Annotated in this window: 20 protein-coding genes; 10 read left to right on the top strand and 10 right to left on the bottom strand. The window is 67.6% G+C overall.

Annotated elements, in window-relative coordinates:
* Window positions 1–145: 145 nt before the first annotated feature.
* Both CJ179_RS48490 and CJ179_RS48485 read left to right on the top strand, forming a co-directional pair.
* Complete coding sequence (locus tag CJ179_RS48490) at window positions 146–1,411, top strand: M23 family metallopeptidase (protein ID WP_095866248.1); 1,266 nt, start codon at window positions 146–148, stop codon at window positions 1,409–1,411.
* Between the two features lie 93 nt (window positions 1,412–1,504).
* Window positions 1,505–1,945: an SRPBCC family protein gene (locus CJ179_RS48485; RefSeq protein ID WP_095866293.1), complete on the top strand. Its 441-nt coding sequence runs from the start codon at window positions 1,505–1,507 to the stop codon at window positions 1,943–1,945.
* Between the two features lie 29 nt (window positions 1,946–1,974).
* Here CJ179_RS48485 and CJ179_RS48480 read toward each other — a convergent pair whose 3' ends face one another.
* Window positions 1,975–2,505, bottom strand: a complete 531-nt coding sequence (locus tag CJ179_RS48480; protein ID WP_179377970.1) for a DUF2269 domain-containing protein — start codon at window positions 2,503–2,505, stop codon at window positions 1,975–1,977.
* Window positions 2,506–2,507: 2 nt separating this feature from the next.
* Entirely contained in the window at window positions 2,508–2,771 is a 264-nt protein-coding gene (locus CJ179_RS48475) for a hypothetical protein (RefSeq protein ID WP_095866246.1), read from the bottom strand.
* Between the two features lie 98 nt (window positions 2,772–2,869).
* Between CJ179_RS48475 and CJ179_RS48470 the strand changes: the two genes are divergently transcribed.
* Window positions 2,870–3,439, top strand: a complete 570-nt coding sequence (locus CJ179_RS48470; protein ID WP_095866245.1) for a TetR/AcrR family transcriptional regulator — start codon at window positions 2,870–2,872, stop codon at window positions 3,437–3,439.
* A gap of 39 nt (window positions 3,440–3,478) precedes the next feature.
* On the opposite strand, the gene CJ179_RS48465 is transcribed toward CJ179_RS48470, so the two are convergent.
* Complete coding sequence (locus tag CJ179_RS48465) at window positions 3,479–4,240, bottom strand: methyltransferase domain-containing protein (protein WP_095866244.1); 762 nt, start codon at window positions 4,238–4,240, stop codon at window positions 3,479–3,481.
* Between the two features lie 28 nt (window positions 4,241–4,268).
* On the opposite strand from CJ179_RS48465, the gene CJ179_RS48460 reads away from it, so the two are divergent.
* Window positions 4,269–4,688: a MerR family transcriptional regulator gene (locus tag CJ179_RS48460; protein ID WP_054246285.1), complete on the top strand. Its 420-nt coding sequence runs from the start codon at window positions 4,269–4,271 to the stop codon at window positions 4,686–4,688.
* 324 nt (window positions 4,689–5,012) lie between these two features.
* Here the strand turns inward: CJ179_RS48460 and CJ179_RS48455 are convergent, their stop codons facing one another.
* From CJ179_RS48455 to CJ179_RS48430, 6 genes are all read right to left on the bottom strand, one after another.
* Entirely contained in the window at window positions 5,013–5,915 is a 903-nt protein-coding gene (locus CJ179_RS48455) for a DMT family transporter (protein ID WP_054246317.1), read from the bottom strand.
* A gap of 376 nt (window positions 5,916–6,291) precedes the next feature.
* Window positions 6,292–6,549, bottom strand: coding sequence for an SHOCT domain-containing protein (locus tag CJ179_RS48450; RefSeq protein WP_082359743.1), 258 nt, complete (start codon window positions 6,547–6,549; stop codon window positions 6,292–6,294).
* Between the two features lie 116 nt (window positions 6,550–6,665).
* Window positions 6,666–7,229 carry a hypothetical protein gene (locus CJ179_RS48445; protein WP_054246287.1) on the bottom strand — a complete coding sequence of 188 codons (564 nt, stop codon included), beginning with the start codon at window positions 7,227–7,229 and terminating at the stop codon, window positions 6,666–6,668.
* A gap of 5 nt (window positions 7,230–7,234) precedes the next feature.
* Window positions 7,235–8,161, bottom strand: a complete 927-nt coding sequence (gene htpX, locus CJ179_RS48440) for a zinc metalloprotease HtpX (protein ID WP_054246288.1) — start codon at window positions 8,159–8,161, stop codon at window positions 7,235–7,237.
* Window positions 8,162–8,165: 4 nt separating this feature from the next.
* Complete coding sequence (locus CJ179_RS48435) at window positions 8,166–8,444, bottom strand: hypothetical protein (RefSeq protein ID WP_054246289.1); 279 nt, start codon at window positions 8,442–8,444, stop codon at window positions 8,166–8,168.
* Complete coding sequence (locus CJ179_RS48430; protein WP_095866243.1) at window positions 8,441–9,235, bottom strand: PspA/IM30 family protein; 795 nt, start codon at window positions 9,233–9,235, stop codon at window positions 8,441–8,443. The genes CJ179_RS48435 and CJ179_RS48430 overlap by 4 nt, the downstream gene beginning before the upstream one ends.
* Window positions 9,236–9,707: 472 nt before the next feature.
* Here CJ179_RS48430 and CJ179_RS48425 point away from each other — a divergent pair, with 472 nt between their 5' ends.
* Window positions 9,708–10,376 carry an ATP-binding cassette domain-containing protein gene (locus CJ179_RS48425; protein ID WP_095866242.1) on the top strand — a complete coding sequence of 223 codons (669 nt, stop codon included), beginning with the start codon at window positions 9,708–9,710 and terminating at the stop codon, window positions 10,374–10,376.
* The gene (locus CJ179_RS48420; protein ID WP_095866241.1) at window positions 10,373–11,917 is read left to right on the top strand and encodes an ABC transporter permease; all 1,545 of its coding nucleotides are present in this window, start codon (window positions 10,373–10,375) and stop codon (window positions 11,915–11,917) included. Before CJ179_RS48425 ends, CJ179_RS48420 begins: the two co-directional genes overlap by 4 nt.
* Window positions 11,918–11,970: 53 nt before the next feature.
* Here CJ179_RS48420 and CJ179_RS48415 read toward each other — a convergent pair whose 3' ends face one another.
* A complete protein-coding gene (locus CJ179_RS48415) occupies window positions 11,971–14,232 on the bottom strand; it encodes a cation-translocating P-type ATPase (RefSeq protein WP_054246293.1) in 2,262 nt (753 codons plus the stop codon).
* Window positions 14,233–14,572: 340 nt separating this feature from the next.
* Between CJ179_RS48415 and CJ179_RS48410 the strand changes: the two genes are divergently transcribed.
* The 4 genes from CJ179_RS48410 (at window position 14,573) to CJ179_RS48395 (ending at window position 16,476) form a co-directional block, all read left to right on the top strand.
* Complete coding sequence (locus CJ179_RS48410; protein ID WP_095866240.1) at window positions 14,573–14,929, top strand: three-helix bundle dimerization domain-containing protein; 357 nt, start codon at window positions 14,573–14,575, stop codon at window positions 14,927–14,929.
* Window positions 14,930–15,093: 164 nt separating this feature from the next.
* Window positions 15,094–15,363: a heavy-metal-associated domain-containing protein gene (locus CJ179_RS48405; RefSeq protein WP_179377961.1), complete on the top strand. Its 270-nt coding sequence runs from the start codon at window positions 15,094–15,096 to the stop codon at window positions 15,361–15,363.
* A 616-nt stretch (window positions 15,364–15,979) separates the two neighbouring features.
* Window positions 15,980–16,225: a DUF2892 domain-containing protein gene (locus CJ179_RS48400; protein ID WP_054246295.1), complete on the top strand. Its 246-nt coding sequence runs from the start codon at window positions 15,980–15,982 to the stop codon at window positions 16,223–16,225.
* Complete coding sequence (locus CJ179_RS48395) at window positions 16,222–16,476, top strand: hypothetical protein (RefSeq protein WP_082359745.1); 255 nt, start codon at window positions 16,222–16,224, stop codon at window positions 16,474–16,476. The genes CJ179_RS48400 and CJ179_RS48395 overlap by 4 nt, the downstream gene beginning before the upstream one ends.
* Window positions 16,477–16,512 lie beyond the last annotated feature (36 nt).

Below are 16,512 nucleotides of genomic sequence, written 5' to 3'. Positions count from 1 at the left end.
GGGAACGATGAGAAACAAGTGAATAGCGACACAGAAGTGAAGGAAGTGCATTAGCGTTACGGCGTGTCGTCTTGACTTGTCGCGCCGGTCCGTTTATCTGCCTCACCGCCGAATACGCGGCGTGACTGCTCAGAAGGGACCTGCGATGCGCGGCATCACCACAGCAACGCTGACCGCCTGCACGAGAAGACTGCCCACCCTGGCGCTGGGCGCCTCCACGGCGGCGGCCGTGATGGTCATCGCCGCCCCGCCCGCCTCGGCCGCCCATCCCGGCCACGCGGATTCGTCGTCCGCGCTGGCCGCGGCGCTGGCCGACGCGGTCACCATGGTCGCCGACGCGGCACAGCCGGACGTGGTGGTGGTCGATCCCAGCCGCTGGCAGACCGTCGCGAACATCGCGGCCGCCAGCCTGAGAAACGCCGAGGCCAACGGCTCGCTCGCCGACGCCTTCGAGGCCCAGCACCTGCTCGCCGGATGCCTGAGCGGATTTTCCGCGACCGGGTCCGCCGCCGCGGAGGTGCTCGGCGCCTGCGCCGATGAACTCGGCACCGTCGACGGCGGCATCGCGCCGAGGTTGCTCGCCGCACTCGAACTGGGCGATGTCTCCGAATCCTCCGGTCCTGGCACCTTCGACCACGCCACCGAGCCGGCCGAGGCTGCGGCGGCACCCGACTCGGCGCTCGCCGAGGCCACCGCTCCGAACCCGGACGAGGAGCAGACCGCCGGCACCGGTGCCGAAACCGGTGAGGCCGAGGCCGCCGCCGGTCCGCAGAGCGAGCACCCCGACCCCGAGGGCGCCGAGGACACCGAGGCCCCTTCACCCGAGGCGGACACCGGCGGATCCCCCACCCACGACGGCACCGACACCGACGGGACCGCCGACGACGCGACCGGTGACGCGACCGGTGCTGACGCGACCGGTGCTGACGAGACCGGTGCTGACGAGACCGGTGCTGACGAGACCGAGGGCGGCGCCGCGGCTCCGCAGCAGCCGCGCACCTGGAATCGCCCCGGCACCAAAGAATTCGTGGCACCCAGCGCGGGAACCGTCACCGCCACCATGGGGGATGGACGCGGCCACGAAGGCATCGACATCGCCAACACCCTCGGCGCACCGATCGTCGCCGTCGCCGACGGTGAAGTCATCGACGCCGGACCCGCCCAAGGTTTCGGACTGTGGGTCCGGATCCGGCATGATGACGGCACCATCACCACCTACGGCCACAACAACGACAACCTGGTCGAGGTGGGGGAGCGGGTCAAGGCCGGACAGCAGATCGCCACCGTCGGCAACCGCGGCAATTCCACCGGCCCGCACCTGCACTTCGAAATCGAAGACCCGGACGGGGAAATCGTGGACCCCGTCAAGTGGCTGGCCAAGCGCGGCGCCTCCATCGTCGGACTCGACTGAGCTGACCGCTGTTCTTCCTTCTCCGCAACCGGACGGACAATCGGCAGAGCGCGTGCAGCTGCATAGCAGCGGTGGAAAGGGACGGTGGTCGTGATGATCGACGTCGAGGGCAGCATCGTCATCGAACGCCCCATCGGCGAGGTCTTCGCCTTCATTGCCGACCAGACCAACGCACCCCGCTGGCAGAACGGACTCGAGCAGGTCCGCCGGATCACCGACGGACCACCCGGGGTGGGCACCAAACATGTTGTCGTCCGCAAGTTTCTGGGTCGGAAGCTGGACCTGATCAACGAATACGCCCGCTACGAGCCGAACGCGGAGATCACGTTCACCGGTGCGTCCGGACCGAGCCGCTTCGAGGTGACGTACCGGACCGAGGAGACCGCCGAGGGAACCCGGCTCAGCTGCCACATGCGGATGGAGCAGAAGGGACTGTTCGCCCTCGCTGACCGGGTGGTCGCCGCAAGCCTGCGCAGAGACTTCGCCGCCAACCTCCGAAACCTCAAGGCATTACTCGAAACCCTCGCAGAGTAACCGCCCCCGGTCTCGAGCAGGGCGCGACTTTATGTCGACGTACTGGCCGCCGCCCGGTTCCGCAGCGCCTTCCGGTGCCCGTATGCGGTCATCCCGCGCGGCTTGTACACCGCCAGCACCAGCGCGGCGAGCACCACGATCAGGGCGGCGGTGGCATGCACGAGGTGGGTCGGGTCCCGCAGCAGATCCCGGTCGGCCTGCGACCAGCTCGGCTGCGCCGCGACGGTCGCGGCGTACTCGATCGAGCGGGTGTAGAGCACCAGGACCACGGTGGCGGCCATGTTCAGCAGCAGCTTGAACAGCACCCAGTAATGGCGCAGCAAGCCCCACGCTGTGCCGAGCGAGCAGATCAACCCGGTGACCAGCGAGGCCAGCGCCAACGGCACCAGCACCGCGTCGGCGAGCATCGCCATCACCTGATAGCCCCCGCGCACCTGGTCCGGATCGGAGCTGATCAGCGTGGCCGCGGCCACCACCAGGTACGTGACGATGGCACCGAGCCAGCCCGCCGAGGCCCCGATGTGCACGGTCCGCGCGAGCGTGCGCACCGTCGGCGACATCGTCACAGTGCGATCGGCCCGGTCAGCGCCTCCGGCAGGGTGCGGCCGGCGTCGAAGCCGGTCGCCGGGTGCACCACGGTGGCGGGGGCGGACATGTGCCGGCCCGGACCGTGGTTGCCGCTACCGAACAGCATCACGGCGACGACCAGCACGAGCAGCAGGCCGACGACGATGCCGACCACCTTCACCCAGCGCGGCGTCCGGTGCTCGGGGCTGCCGCCGGCTCCGCGGTGCGGGGGCGGCGGGGTGGGAGTGGGATCGGTCATCGGCGGCAGCTCCCTCATACACAAGACAACTTTTGTGATACACACTGTCACATACCAAGGCATGTTGTCGATAGCGCGGCGTTGCGTATACTTCGAGGGTGCCCAAGCTGTGGAACGAGACCATCGCCTCGCATCGCCAGGCGGTGCGAGAGGCGACCATGGACGCCGCCGCGGCAGTGGTGGCCGAATCCGGGCTCGCGGCGGTGACCATGTCGAAGATCGCCGAGCGCACCGGGATCGGGCGAGCCACCCTGTACAAGTACTTCCCCGACGTCGACGCCATCCTCACCGCCTGGCACGAGCGCCAGATCGCCGGCCACCTGCACCATCTCGCCGAGGTCCGCGACCGCACCGCCGGCCCCGGCGCCCGCCTGGCGGCGGTGCTCGAGGCGTACGCGCAGATCCTCGCGCATCATCACACCGGTGCGATCGCGGCGGGGCTGCACCGCGGCGACCACGTGGCCCGCGCACAGCAACATTTGCACGCGTTCGTCCGCGACCTGCTCACCGACGCGGCGGGAGTGGGCGAGGTCCGCGACGACGCCACCGCCGATGAGCTGACCTGGTACGTGCTGCACGCGGTCGCCGCGGCTGAAGGACTCGACTCACCCGCCGCCGTGCACCGGCTCGTCACGATCATCCTGGCCGGATTGCGGCCGCAGCGCTGACCGCGATCTCTGCACCCCGCCGCCGGTGGGGGTGTGATCTCAGGGCCGCGCGGCGTGCGCGAGAAACAGCGGAATCGCCACGAAACCTCGGTCCGCCTGCCCGCGGCGAGTCTGGTCACCGATCCAGTCCTCGGACTCCTCGGACGTGATCGCGCCGACAGCGGCTGCGGCGTGGGCGATGCCGGTGAGCATCGGCAGCAGCGTGTGGTTGGTGAACACCCCGGTGTGAACTTCGATCTGGGCGTCGGTGAAGCCGGTGTCGAGCAGGAGGTTGCGGTAACGGCGGGCAGCGCGGGGTGCGGCGACGGTGTCGGCGCGGGCGTGGACGATGATTCGGGTGAGCTCGGGGTGATCGGAGTCGATGAAGAATCCGTCCCAGTCCTGCCCGATCAGGACGATGCGCCCGCCCGGAGCGAGCACCCGGTGCGCCTCGGTGAGCGCCGCAGTGGGATCGGCGATGTCGTGAAAGACCTTCTCCGCCCGGTATCCCTGCACCGAGTGATCGGCCAGCGGAAGCTCGGCTGCATCCGCTTTCTCGAATCGGCAGTGCGGCCACCGCCTGCGGGCGATGGTCAGCATGTGCTCGTCCAGGTCGATCCCGAGACCATCCCATCCCTGCTCGGCCATCTCGGCGACGGCGCGGCCGGCGCCGCAGCCCACGTCCACAATCACCGCCCCAGGTGGGGCGGCCAAAAGTTCGATCGATCGTGCCCGCAGCGCCGCGGCACCGGGGTAGTTGTCGATGACGTCGAGGAGCGCGACGAGGGCCTCGGGGTCGGGGGCGGTGTTGGTGGTTGACATGACAGCCAGGATGCGACTTCATGTTGACATGAAGTCAAGCGACGACAGCCGCTCCTGGAGCATCGGTGAGGTCGCCGAGCGGTTCGGGATCGCCACGCACGTACTGCGCCACTGGGAAACGGTGGGGTTGCTGCACCCGGCGAGAGAAGGTGGCTCGCGCCGCCGATACGAGAAGTCGGATGTGTACGCGGTGGCGATGATCTTGCGCGCGAAGGAGGCCGGTTTCGGTCTCGACGACATCCGGGAGATGTTCGACACCGACGACCCGGTGAGGCGCACAGCCATTCTCGGGCGACACCGCGACGCTTTGGCCCGGCGGATCGCCCGCGCGCAGGCCTCGCTCGCCCTGATCGACTGTGCGCTCGACTGCGATCACGACGACATCGCGTCCTGTCCGCACTTTCACGCGGCGATCGAAGCCCAGATCGGCGCACTCGCCCCGCTATGACATCCGTGAGCGGGCAGGTTCATCGGCCGACCGGTGGCGTGATGATCGTGCAGCGCTGAACCCGCAACGGTGGGTGGGTGAGTCGGGCGCTATTCGGCGGACACAGTCGATTCGATCAACTGCGATTCAGCGTTCCCTGACACCGCCGACGGTCCACGCCAGGATGGAGGCGCCGGATCGATCGGAACCTGCTCACCTGTTCAGATATCCAGATAGAGATATCGGGGTCAGGTTCCATGAGCGTAGGGGTTCGGTCCACGCGAAATGACAGAACATGCGCGTACCGGCGATGCTGACGGAAACGTACTGACCCGAGGAGCCGTGTCACGTTCCCGAACGCTCCGGTCGTGGCCGTAAAACGATCCACATCGATGCCAGTACGGCGAGCAAACCCGCCGCGGACCATCCCGTAGGCCATTCTCCAAAGAGTAAGGATCCCAGGATAATTCCGACAACCGGCGCCAAGAATGTCCACGCGCTCAGCGCGTCCAGCCGGCAGTGCCTGGTTTCGGTGAACCAGGCCACGAATGCGGCGGCCGTACCCACCAACGACAGAAACGCCAGTACCGCAATGAATCGGGGGGTCCAGTTGATTACAGGGGGGCCCTCGACCATTGCCGCCCATACCGCCAACGCAACTCCGCCGATCACGAAATGCCAACCGCTGGCCGCGAGCACATCCAAACCCGCAAGGCGCCGCGACAACAGCGTGCCGCCCGTGATCGCGGCCGCGGCCAGCAGTGACAACAGCGCTCCGCTGCCACCGCCCCCAGGCACCGCCACCACCAACAGGCCAGAGAACCCGATCGCTAACGCCGCTGCCGTCTGGACGGTCACTGCTTCGCCGTACAACCACCACGCCGGCAACAAGATCAGCAATGGTTGGGCGTTGGCGAGCACCGCTGCGGTGCCGGTCGCCAGTCCTGATACTCCGGCGAACATTGCGGCGAACGCGACCGTCACGTTGACCAGGCCCAACACCGTGATTAATAGCCAGGCGTGGAACCCACGCGGCCTGGGCCGACTCTGAACTTCGGCGACCAGTACCAGACACACCCCTGCCACCAAGGCGCGCAGGGCGGCGAACCACAACAGCGACGAGTCCCGAAGCCCCCAGCGAATAGCCACGAAACAGGCTCCCCACGTGGCGGTGATCCACAACAGTCGCCACGGCTTCGGCGCACGCCGAAGCTCCGCAACGCCCGCCGAACCGGTGCCGGCGGTCATCGTGGCCACTGCAGGTGGTGATCAGCCCGATCATGACGAACCAGCACCGAACCTTGGAAATGCTGAGGGAGACCTGGAATGCAAGCCTGTGCCTTCACCGCCTGCCTCCTCACCGTCTTGCCTGATTCGAGACCTTCACGAACGTCCATCACCGTCGGTGTATACAACGAGTCCTGTATCTGGCTGGCCGGTGTAACGATCTCCGTCGAATGCCACGGATTGAGTTCTGGTCGCACCGGTTCGGCCCGGCGCTCGGTCGACGCCGACACCTCGTGCTAGCGGGAACGATGACCCCGGGCGGCAGAAAGTGAGCACCGGCTCGGACTCGTCAAAGAGCTCTTGAGAGCGCAAACAGCACCGCTCGACGTGGTTGCTGTCATTGCGGTGCCTGTTCGCGCAGCGTCGCCAAACGGCTGCGGTACTCGGTCTCGTCGAGTTCACCGCGGGCGAATCGTTCGGCGAGCAACTGCTCCGCCGTGTGGAGCACCGGCAGGTGGGTGGGCGACGATGCCTCGCGCCCGACATATCGGACCAGCATTACGATGCCGGTGATCAGTAGCCCCCAGAACAACACCATTCCGATGATCATCAGCGAATAGCCCCAGCCGCCGGGATCACTGCCGTACCAATACATCACGATGACCTCTCCTCATGTACGTGGATGGAAGCGTTGTATGCCCCGGCGACACTCTGTGGGATAGGCGCGTACAGCGGGGGATTGATGCCATGTGCTCCATGGTTTGTGCCGGGTCAGAGCCCGGGCGCGTTGTAGAGCGGGAACCAGCGAGTGAGATCCTTCTCTACCCGCAGATCGTTCTCGATGGCCGAGGTGATCTGTAGCTCGAGGCTGTTGTCGCGTCGATCGGCCTCGGCGGGGGCGAAGGGGTACCAGCTGCCCCGCTTGTAGAGGTAGACGAGGCCGAGCGGTCGGGTGCCGTCGGTGAACGCGATGACGGTACACAGCAGTGTCGGCCCGAACCCGGCGTCGACGAGGGTGCTGTTGACGGTGTGCAGATCGGTCACCAGGCCTTCGAGATCGTCGGGGGCGGTGCGGCGGATGAGCCAGGAGAATCCGTAGGTGTCGGTCTGCTCGCTGTATTTGCCTCCGTCGAGGGCGAGCAGCCCGTCGACCTCCTCCCGTAGTTGGGCGAAGCCGCCGCCTTCGGCGGCCTTGAAGCAGACCGCGCCGGTGCCGGTGGGGTGGAACCGGGTGCCGACCTGCAGGGTGACCGCGGCAGCGGGCAGTGCGAAGAGTTGGTCCAGATTGGGCGGCACCGGTGTGGAGCGGCCGAGGAGCGCATCGAGGAAGCCCATGGGGTCTAGTACTCCTGTCCGAGTTGGCGGGCGATGTCGCCCAGCTGTGCGAGCCGGCGATCGAGCGGCGGGTGGGTGGCGAAGAGCGAGGAGAGGCTGAACCCCTTGGCGAGGGCGGGGGCGAAGAAGAAGGCGTTGAAGGCCTCGGCCTGGCGTAGGTCCCGGGTGGGGATGGCCGCCATCTCGCCGCTGACCTTGGTCAGGGCCGACGCCAACGCCGACGGCTGGCCGGTGAGCAGCGCGCCGGACCGGTCCGCCGACAATTCCCGATACCGAGACAGCGCCCGGGTGAGCAGGAACGAGACGGCGTAGACGACCGCGGAAACCACCACGACTGCCAGCAGGATGAGGCCGGTATTGTCGCCTTCCCCGTTGCTGCGTCCGCGGCCGCCACCGAAGCCGCCGAAGAAGCCGGCGTACAGGGTGAACCGGGTGATCAGCCCGGCCAGCACACCCAGGAAGGAGGCGATGGTCATCACCGCCACGTCACGGTGCGCGACGTGGGAGAGTTCGTGTGCGAGTACCCCTTCGAGTTCCTCGGTGTCGAGGCGACGCAGGATGCCCGTGGTCACGCAGACCACCGCCCGGGTGGGGCTGCGCCCTGTTGCGAATGCGTTGGGCACATCGACCTCGGCGATCGCCACGGCCGGTTTGGGCATGTCCGCCAGCGAACACAACCTGTCGATGACCCCGTGGAGTTCGGGCGCCTGATCGGGGGTCACGATCTTGCCATGCATCGCGTAGAGCGCGATGCGGTCGGAGAACCAGTACTGGGCGAACAACAGTCCGCCGGCGATCACGACCGCCAGAAATGCGCTTCGCAGCAGCGCGATGAGCACGGCGGTGAACACGACATAGATCAGACCCAGCAGGAATGTCGTCCAGAGCATGCGGCGGGTCAGCCCGCGATCGGGCCGGAAACGGCTCTTCATGGTCTCACCCGGGAATCAGACCTTCCTCGCCGAGCAGGGCGCGCACCTCCGCCAGGCTGCTTTCCTGGGCCGGGAGGATGACGTCGGACACGGACAGCGAGTCGTCGGCGACGGGCGTGCCGGCGGCCCGCACCCGGTCCAGCAGGGTGCTCAGGGCGTGCTGGAATCGTTGTTCGTCGCCAGCGGTAACCGCTTCGGACAGGCCGGCGTCCAATTCGTTCAGTTCCGCGAGGTGGTCTTCGGCCACGTCGAGCTGGCCCTCGCCCAGGATGCGCACGATCACGACCGTTCCTCCTTCGGTGATCCGGGGCCGGCCTCGCGCGGCGACGGCGACGGGGTGTCCGCGCTGCTGCCCGGCAGCGCGGCTCGCGAGGCGGGGGGCAATGCTCGTTTCAGGTGCGCCAGTTCCTCGTCGACGTCGGACTGAGAGGACATCTTCTCCAGTTCGGCCGCGATGTCGTCCTTGGCCGGGCCGGTGGCGTCTTCGAGGGCCCCCGAGGCGAGGAGTTCGTCGATGGCCCCGGCGCGGGCCTGCAACTCGGCGGTCTTGTCCTCCGCGCGTTGCATGGCCAGTCCGACGTCGCTCATCTCTTCGCTGATCCCCGAGACCGCCTCCCCGATCCTCGTTTCGGCCTCGGCCGCGGTGTAGCTGGCCTTGATCGTCTCCTTGCGGGTGCGGAACGCTTCCACCTTCGCCTGCAGACGTTGTGAGGCCGCGGCGAGTTTGTCCTGTTCGGCCTGCAGCGCCGCCTGCTGCGGGGCGAGTTCGGCCAGCTGCTGCTGCGCCGCGGACCGGCGGGTCAGAGCCTCCCGGGCCAGATCGTCGCGGCCCGCAGCGACCGCTGCCGTCGCTTGCTGCTGCAAGGTGCCGACCCGGGATTGCAACTGCTGGGCCTGCAGATCCAGGCGTTTGCGGCTGGTCGCCACGTCCGCCAGGCCACGGCGCACCTGCTGCAGCATCTCGAGTTGCTTCTGATACGAATAATCCAGCGTTTCCCGCGGATCCTCGGCACGGTCGAGAGCCTTACTGGCCTTCGCCTTGAAGATCAGCGCGAGACGTTTACCCAGGCTCATTGCGTTCCTTTCCTGCACAGCTCGGTCCCTGGTGGACACCCTCGGTGCCGTGCGCGCGGGGACGTGCACTCGAACGGTCTTGCGCAGTCAGCGTCGGCCGCGACCCTTCCGCGGGCCTAACCCGTTTATGCGTCGGTTCGTTGCCGAGTGTCGGCGGCGAACCCCCGCAAATCGGTGAGGGTTTTGTGAAGATTCGTTGAAGAAGGAGACCGGTCGAGTGCGCCCGGCGCCCGCACAGTATTGAGTTGAGGAATCGGCGGGTCACAACCCGAGGAGAGTGCGATCAGGCGGCGCACTCGTCCGGGTTGATGTCGTGTGACGGAAAGGGGTGGCCACCTCGAACTCGACGTCACGGCGTCTGATTCGACACCCCCACCGCCGCCTTCTGGTGCCGGCCGCCGGTGGTGTGCACAACGCCTGACGCGGTGGCGCTGACGTCCAGCTGATCACCGCACGTGTTCCGAGGAGCGAGATGAACAGTTCGGGATCCGCGGAGCCGACGCCGGTGACCGCGGTGCTGACCGCCGAAGGAATCGAGAAGAGCTTCCGGCAGGGGTGGTGGCCAGCCCGCCGCGATTCCCGGGTACTGCGGGGCGTGGATCTGGTGCTGCAGCCGGGTGAGGTGGTCGGGCTGACCGGGGAGAACGGTTCGGGGAAGTCGACGTTGATGAAGATTCTCGTCGGCGAGTACCGGCCGGACGCCGGCACCGTGACCCGTTCGGTGCGGCTGGGATACTGCCCGCAGCAGCCGGTGGTCTACGAGAGGTTGACCTGCGACGAACACTTCGAGTTGTTCGGCTGCGCCTACCGGATGGCCCCGGCCGAGGAGCGACGCGCCCGCCGGGCGCTCTACAGCGCGCTCGGCTTCGAGCGCTACGCGGACACCCGCGCCGACCGGTTGTCCGGCGGTACCCTCGCGAAACTCAACCTCGGGTTGGCGTTGCTGGCGGACCCGGAGGTGCTGCTGCTCGACGAGCCGTACTCCGGTTTCGACTGGGACACCTACCTGCGGTTCTGGGAACTGGTGGCGCAGCGCCGCCGAACGGGGCGCTCGGTGCTGATCATCAGTCACTTCGTCACCGACGAGCACCGATTCGACCGCATCGTCGACCTGCACAACGGGACGGCGGCGGCGAGATGAAAGCCGGTGATCACCTGCCGAGAGCGCCGGGCGCGGTCTCACTGCTCATCCACCGATTCCTGACCGACTACGCCCGTAACCCCGTCAACGTGCTGGTGCTGGTGCTGGTCCCGGTCGTGTTCGTGATCGTTGCGGCCGGATCGATGGCCGATGCCGCGAAACTGCTCGGCGGGGCGGGCGGGCCCGCGGTGGAAACCGCGACCGCCGGCTGGGCGGCGGGATTCCTCGCCGGTATCGCCATGTTCTTCCAGATCAGCGCGGCTCGCGCCGCCGATCGGCGGCTGGTGTCGGCGGGCCTTGCGCCGATGCGGTTGGTCGCGGCCCGGCTCGGGACCGGACTGGTCCTGGCAGCGTTGGTTTCCCTGACAGCCTTGCTCGCCCTGGCCGCGCGTACCGGCATCGACGACCCCGGCCGGGCGATCGCCGGAACCCTGATGTTCGCCGTGATCTATCTGGCGATCGGCGCCCTGGTCGGGGCGCTGGTGCGCAACCCCGTCAACGGCACCGTCCTCATCTTGTTCGTCTGGATTCTGGACGTGTTCTTCGGCCCCGCCGTCGGCTCCGCCGATCGCATCGAAACCCGGTGGTTCCCGACGCATTTCGTCACGCTGTGGATGGTGGACATTCCGTCCCGGCACGGCGGCCGGATAGGGGACCTCGGCTGGGCACTGGTGTGGATGTTCGCGGCGCTGATCGTCAGCACCGCCGTCATCACCGCGACCGTCGGTGCGGTCCGGTTGACGCGGCGGCGAACCGCCTCCGGTTCCGGGTGGGCTCAGTTTTCGGCCGGGCTGCGGATGGGACTGCGGGACTACCGCCGCAACCCGGTGCTGTGGGTGCTGCTGATCGTCGTGCCGATCGTGTTCATCGTGCTGGCCAAGGCGATGACCGCGCAGGAGTCCGGCATGTTCTCCCTCATCGAGGGCGGCCGAGCGGTGATGCAGGTGTTCTGGCTGCCGGACGTGCATGCCGGGACGATGACCCCGATCGCGGTCTCCTCGCTCGCGGCGTTGGCCGGGCTGTTCATCGGGCTCGACGCCCGCGCCGGCGATCGGCGACTGGCCCTGGCCGGGTTCCCCTTTCCTCTCCTGCTCGGGGTGCGGTTGACGATGATCGGGATCGCCGCCGCCCTGGTGACCGTCTCGTCGTTGATGGTGACCGCGACGGTGTTCGATGCCCGGCAATGGGGTGTCTACGGCGGCGGGAACCTGCTCATGGCCGTGACCTACGGGCTGCTCGGGTTTTGCCTGGGGCCGATCTTCGGGCGCGTGGGTGGGGTGTTCATCGCCTTTCTGGTGCCCTTTCTCGACATCGGGATCGGCCAGAGTCCGATGCTGCGGCCGGAACCGGCGACCTGGGGACACGGCCTACCGGGATACGGTGCGATGCGGGTGTTGCTCGACGGCGGGCTGACCGCACGGTTCGACGAGGTCGGGCCGTTGCTGGCGGCGCTGGCATGGGTGCTCGCGCTCACCGCACTGGCCGGGTGGTTGTTCCACCGGGCCCCCGCCACCCCCGTGCGTGGCGGGTTGGGCATGTGATCGCGTCGATCGCGCCCGGCGTAGCTCGGCGCCGGCGATCGGCACGTGTGTTGTTACCGGGTGGGGGTGAACCGGCGCAGTCGCAGGCTGTTGCTCACCACGAACACCGAGCTGAAGGCCATTGCGGCCCCAGCGATCAGGGGGTTGAGCAGGCCCAGCGCCGCCAGCGGAAGGGCCGCGACGTTGTAGGCGAACGCCCAGAACAGGTTGCCCTTGATCGTGCGCAGGGTGGCGCGCGCCAGACGGATCGCGTCCGGGGCGGCCCGCAGGTCACCGCGCACCAGCGTCAGGTCCGAGGCCTCGATCGCGACGTCGGTGCCGGTGCCCATGGCCAGGCCGAGGTCGGCCTGGGCGAGGGCGGCGGCGTCGTTGACGCCGTCGCCGACCATCGCCACCACCCGCCCCTGGTCCTGCAGGTTCTTGATCACGTCGACCTTGTCCGCGGGCAGGACCTCGGAGATCACCTCCTCGATCCCGACCTGGTTCGCGACGCTCTGCGCAGCGCGGTGATTGTCCCCGGTGAGCAGCACGGGGGAGAGGCCGAGCTCACGAAGTTCACCGATCGCCGCCGCGGAGGTGTCCTTGACGGTGTCGGAGACGACGATCACCGCGCGGATCGCCCCGTCCCACGCAATCCACACCGGGGTGCGTCCCTGCGTTTCGGCCTCGTCGACAACGAGCTGCAGCGCGGTGGGGGCGGTGAGCGCCCACTCATCGCGCAGCCAGCTGTCCCGGCCGGCCAGCATGGCGTGCCCCTCGACGACACCGGATACCCCACGGCCGCCGTGGTTTTCGAAGCCCTCGACCGCCGGCACCGGGCCTGCCTCGGCGGCGCGGGCGGCGACCGCACGGGCGATGGGGTGTTCGGAGGCATGCTCGAGAGCACCCGCCAGACGCAGGACTTCGGTGTCGGACACCCCTTCGGTGGCGTGCACCGAGACGACGGCCATCCGGCCGGTGGTGACGGTGCCCGTCTTGTCCAGGACGATCGTGTCGACGCGGCGGGTCGATTCGAGGATCTGCGGACCCTTGATCAAGATGCCGAGCTGGGCGCCGCGGCCGGTGCCGACGAGCAACGCGGTCGGCGTCGCCAACCCCAGCGCGCACGGGCACGCAATGATCAGCACCGCGACCGCGGCGGTGAACGCCGCCGTCACCGTATTCCCGGTCAGCAGCCATACCGCGAGGGTCAGCAGTGCGAGCCCGATGACGATGGGCACGAACACCGCCGACACCCGGTCGGCGAGGCGCTGGACCTGCGCTTTCCCGTTCTGCGCCTCGGTCACCAGCCGCGCCATCTGCGCCAGTTGGGTGTCGGCGCCGACCCGGGTGGCGCGCACGACCAGCCGCCCGCCCGCGTTGACGGTTGCACCGACGACGCTGTCGCCGGGCCCGACCTCGACGGGGACCGGTTCGCCGGTCAGCATCGACGCGTCGACCGCGGAGGTGCCCGCGGTGACGAATCCGTCGGTGGCGATCTTCTCCCCGGGCCGGACGACGAACACATCGCCGACGGCGAGTTGGCCGATCGGGATGCGGATCTCGGATCCCCCGCGGAGCACGGCGACGTCCTTGGCGCCCATGTCGAGCAGGGCGCGCAGCGCGGCCCCGGACTGCCGTTTCGCGCGGGCCTCGAAGTAGCGGCCGGCGAGGATGAAGGTGGTCACCGCGGAGGCGACCTCGAGGTAGATGTGCGGTTCGGTGCTGCCGGTGGTGAGCAGGTCGAAGTTCATCCGCATGCCGGTCATCCCGGCGTGGGTGAAGAACAGCGCCCACAGCGACCACAGGTAGGCGGCGGTGACACCGACGGAGATGAGGGTGTCCATCGTGGCGGCCCCGTGCCGCAGGTTCGCCCAGGCGGCGCGGTGGAACGGCAGCGCGCCCCACACCACCACCGGGGAGGCGAGGGTCAAGGTCAGCCACTGCCAGTTGTCGAATTGGAGCGCCGGGATCATCGACACCAGCACGACCGGCACGGTCAGCACCGTCGAAACGATCAGCCGCTGCCGCCACTCGGCGGCCTCGTCCGGTTCCGTGGGGGCGGCCGCCGTCCCCCCGGCGGCGTCCGCGGGGGAAACGGGGAGGGTGGCGGTGTATCCGGTCGCCTCCACCGTCGCCACAAGATCTTCGGGGGCCACCCGGTCGGCGAAGGTCACCCTGGCCTTCTCGGTCGCGTAATTGACGGTGGCGGTGACGCCGTCCATCCGGTTGAGCTTCTTCTCGATCCGCGCCGCACACGACGCGCACGTCATTCCCCCGATCGACAGCACGACATCGTGCTGTCGACCACCGGGCTCCGTGATCCGGGTCGTCATGCGTCAATCCCTTCCCAACTCGAATACCACCACCCAACTATACCCCTACGGGGTAGTGCTTCGTCGAATGTGTTCCGCCTTCGGCTGGGTGCGTGACCGCCGCGGCCTCGGCTTGAGTCTTCTGCGCGTGACTTCTTCATTGAATCTTCACCGAACAACTAGCCAAGCCATATCCGGTGGAGGCAGGCTCGGACTCGATCGGACAGTGGCATCGAGTGAACCGGAATTCCGCACCGTCCATCAGGCCTTGAGGAGGAGTGATGACGCAGAGGTGGAGTGTCAACGTCACCCCGGCCGAGCGGATCGCCCGAATCATCATCGGCGGGGTCGGCGTGGCTGGGTGAAGCTCGACAATGCGGCAGGACGGAACAGCGTTTCGATTCAGGAGCTGATCATGGCAACGCCGGCGTCTTCGGATGCAAACATCGCGGCGTTGGAGGCGGTGCCGACGCCGACGGTCGCCCAGCTGCCTCCCGTCGCAGTGATCGAGCTGGATTCCATCGCGGGCGTGCTGTCTAGACGATTTCCGGAGTTCACCCACACCCACGTGCGCGCCGTTGTCTACGCAACTTATCGACGGCTCGCGTCAGCGGCACGAATCCACACGCATCTAATTCCGCTCACCATGAATTGCTCCAGGTCCGAGCTGCAGATGCAGGTTTCCGATCGTGCTCGTCACCCCCTCGCCGAGCGTTAGGCGAGAAATGGGGACGGCCGTTCCGCTGTTGACGATCCAGCCGGACGCGGGGTGGACCGGAAGGGCGCGATGAGCACACGTTGGTCTGAACTTACCAATACACCGTATGGGTATATCCTAAGGTATGGAACGCTCATCGAAGCGTTCGAGAAAGGTGAATATCGATGACTACCACCACATACACAGTCCAGGGAATGACCTGCGGGCACTGCGTGTCGACGGTGAAGGCTGCGGTCGGTTCCGTTCCCGGCGTGACCGGGGTGGCGGTGGACCTGCAGGCGGGCACCGTCACCAGCACCGGTACGCCGACCGATTCTGCTGTCGCGAAGGCTATCTCGGAGGCAGGGTACGAAGTCGTCTCGGCGGAACGCGAGGCGGCGGCCGGTCACGCACTGCCCCTGGTCGGCAATGCCGGCGGCTGCTGCTGCGGCTGACGAACGAGGCGGCGGCGCGGGTGGAGGTACCCGCCCCGCCGGTAGTCGGCTCAACCGCCATGGTGTTGGCCGTGTTTCGCCGGGGCGCAACCAGTCCAAGCGACTTGGCTGTTGGGTCGGCGCCGGGTTGTCGGGAGCGGTGTCGCCGGTGCGCGCGCAGGGCCGATGACGAACGCGGGCAACGAGAACATGACCGCAAAGGACAGGTCCCACACGGAGAATGCGGGAGTCCCGATGACGACGTGGGGCGGTACTGTGCCGCCGACGTCGGCGATCTCTGTTCGTAGCAGCGAAGAGACGGCCAGGGTTCGCTCGCTGCATGCGTGGCGAGTGGCTGTCGAGATCCGCGCATGCTGGGGGAATTCGGTCAGTGGTCGGCAGGACGGGCGCTGACAGTTCCGTCGTACATGGAGGCCGTCGCATCGGCGGGAACCTGAGGTCGCCACGTCGACAGGGGCCTCGGCTCGAGTCTCTGCGCGTGGCTTCTTCATCGAATCTTCACCAAACAACCAGCCAAGCCATACCGGGTGGGGGCAGGCTCGGACTTGACCGAACAGTGGCTGGCAGGTGTATCCCGAGCTTCAGCAAGCGTTTGATCAGACATCGAGGAGCAGTGATGACGCAGAGATGGAGTGTCAATGTCACCCCGGCTGAGCGGATCGCCCGAATCCTCGTCGGCGGGGTCGGCGTGGTTGGCGGGGTTTTCCTGATTGCGGGCGGGGCAACGGCCGTGGTCATGGTACTAGCGGTGCTGTTGATCCTGGCCGGACTGGATCTGGTGGTTACCGGGTCGACCGGCCATTGCCCGCTGTATCAGAGGCTGGGGCATGTCCCGGCATCGTTGAAGGGCGGAACGTCATGACCGATGATGATCGGCGTGAGCCCTATATCGGCGACAACAGCGGACATGACGAGCATGGCGAGCGTCACGGCGCAGGTGGTCACAGTCGTCACCGCTGGATGATGGTCGCCTGCTGCGTCCCGATGCTGCTTATCGCCGGTGCGCTGGTGCTCACCGGAACGGTCGGAATCGGCGGCATCGTGTTCGCGTTGGCGTGCGTGGGAATGATGGCGGTGATGATGTTTTCGATGGGCGGAGAACACCGTCCTTGACGCCCCCTCCATCAACCCAGTTGGTCGGTAGATCAA

Origin of the sequence: Rhodococcus sp. ACS1, assembly GCF_002300155.1 — a bacterium.
Classification (GTDB): Bacteria; Actinomycetota; Actinomycetes; order Mycobacteriales; family Mycobacteriaceae; genus Rhodococcus_F; species Rhodococcus_F koreensis.
Note: the sequence above shows the minus strand (reverse complement) of the source record. Positions and strands in the feature narration are given on the sequence as shown.

What these genes read in the sequence shown, in the direction of transcription:
- CJ179_RS48420 (WP_095866241.1), top strand. Translation starts at nt 10,373, where the DNA reads ATGAAAGCCGGTGATCACCTGCCGAGAGCGCCGGGCGCGGTCTCACTG.
- CJ179_RS48460 (WP_054246285.1), top strand. Translation starts at nt 4,269, where the DNA reads ATGAAGTCAAGCGACGACAGCCGCTCCTGGAGCATCGGTGAGGTCGCC.
- CJ179_RS48450 (WP_082359743.1), bottom strand. Translation starts at nt 6,549, where the DNA reads ATGTATTGGTACGGCAGTGATCCCGGCGGCTGGGGCTATTCGCTGATG.
- CJ179_RS48485 (WP_095866293.1), top strand. Translation starts at nt 1,505, where the DNA reads ATGATCGACGTCGAGGGCAGCATCGTCATCGAACGCCCCATCGGCGAG.
- CJ179_RS48455 (WP_054246317.1), bottom strand. Translation starts at nt 5,915, where the DNA reads ATGACCGCCGGCACCGGTTCGGCGGGCGTTGCGGAGCTTCGGCGTGCG.
- CJ179_RS48490 (WP_095866248.1), top strand. Translation starts at nt 146, where the DNA reads ATGCGCGGCATCACCACAGCAACGCTGACCGCCTGCACGAGAAGACTG.
- CJ179_RS48480 (WP_179377970.1), bottom strand. Translation starts at nt 2,505, where the DNA reads ATGTCGCCGACGGTGCGCACGCTCGCGCGGACCGTGCACATCGGGGCC.
- CJ179_RS48445 (WP_054246287.1), bottom strand. Translation starts at nt 7,229, where the DNA reads ATGGGCTTCCTCGATGCGCTCCTCGGCCGCTCCACACCGGTGCCGCCC.
- CJ179_RS48415 (WP_054246293.1), bottom strand. Translation starts at nt 14,232, where the DNA reads ATGACGACCCGGATCACGGAGCCCGGTGGTCGACAGCACGATGTCGTG.
- CJ179_RS48430 (WP_095866243.1), bottom strand. Translation starts at nt 9,235, where the DNA reads ATGAGCCTGGGTAAACGTCTCGCGCTGATCTTCAAGGCGAAGGCCAGT.
- CJ179_RS48405 (WP_179377961.1), top strand. Translation starts at nt 15,094, where the DNA reads ATGACTACCACCACATACACAGTCCAGGGAATGACCTGCGGGCACTGC.
- CJ179_RS48395 (WP_082359745.1), top strand. Translation starts at nt 16,222, where the DNA reads ATGACCGATGATGATCGGCGTGAGCCCTATATCGGCGACAACAGCGGA.
- htpX (WP_054246288.1), bottom strand. Translation starts at nt 8,161, where the DNA reads ATGAAGAGCCGTTTCCGGCCCGATCGCGGGCTGACCCGCCGCATGCTC.
- CJ179_RS48475 (WP_095866246.1), bottom strand. Translation starts at nt 2,771, where the DNA reads ATGACCGATCCCACTCCCACCCCGCCGCCCCCGCACCGCGGAGCCGGC.
- CJ179_RS48465 (WP_095866244.1), bottom strand. Translation starts at nt 4,240, where the DNA reads ATGTCAACCACCAACACCGCCCCCGACCCCGAGGCCCTCGTCGCGCTC.
- CJ179_RS48400 (WP_054246295.1), top strand. Translation starts at nt 15,980, where the DNA reads ATGACGCAGAGATGGAGTGTCAATGTCACCCCGGCTGAGCGGATCGCC.
- CJ179_RS48425 (WP_095866242.1), top strand. Translation starts at nt 9,708, where the DNA reads ATGAACAGTTCGGGATCCGCGGAGCCGACGCCGGTGACCGCGGTGCTG.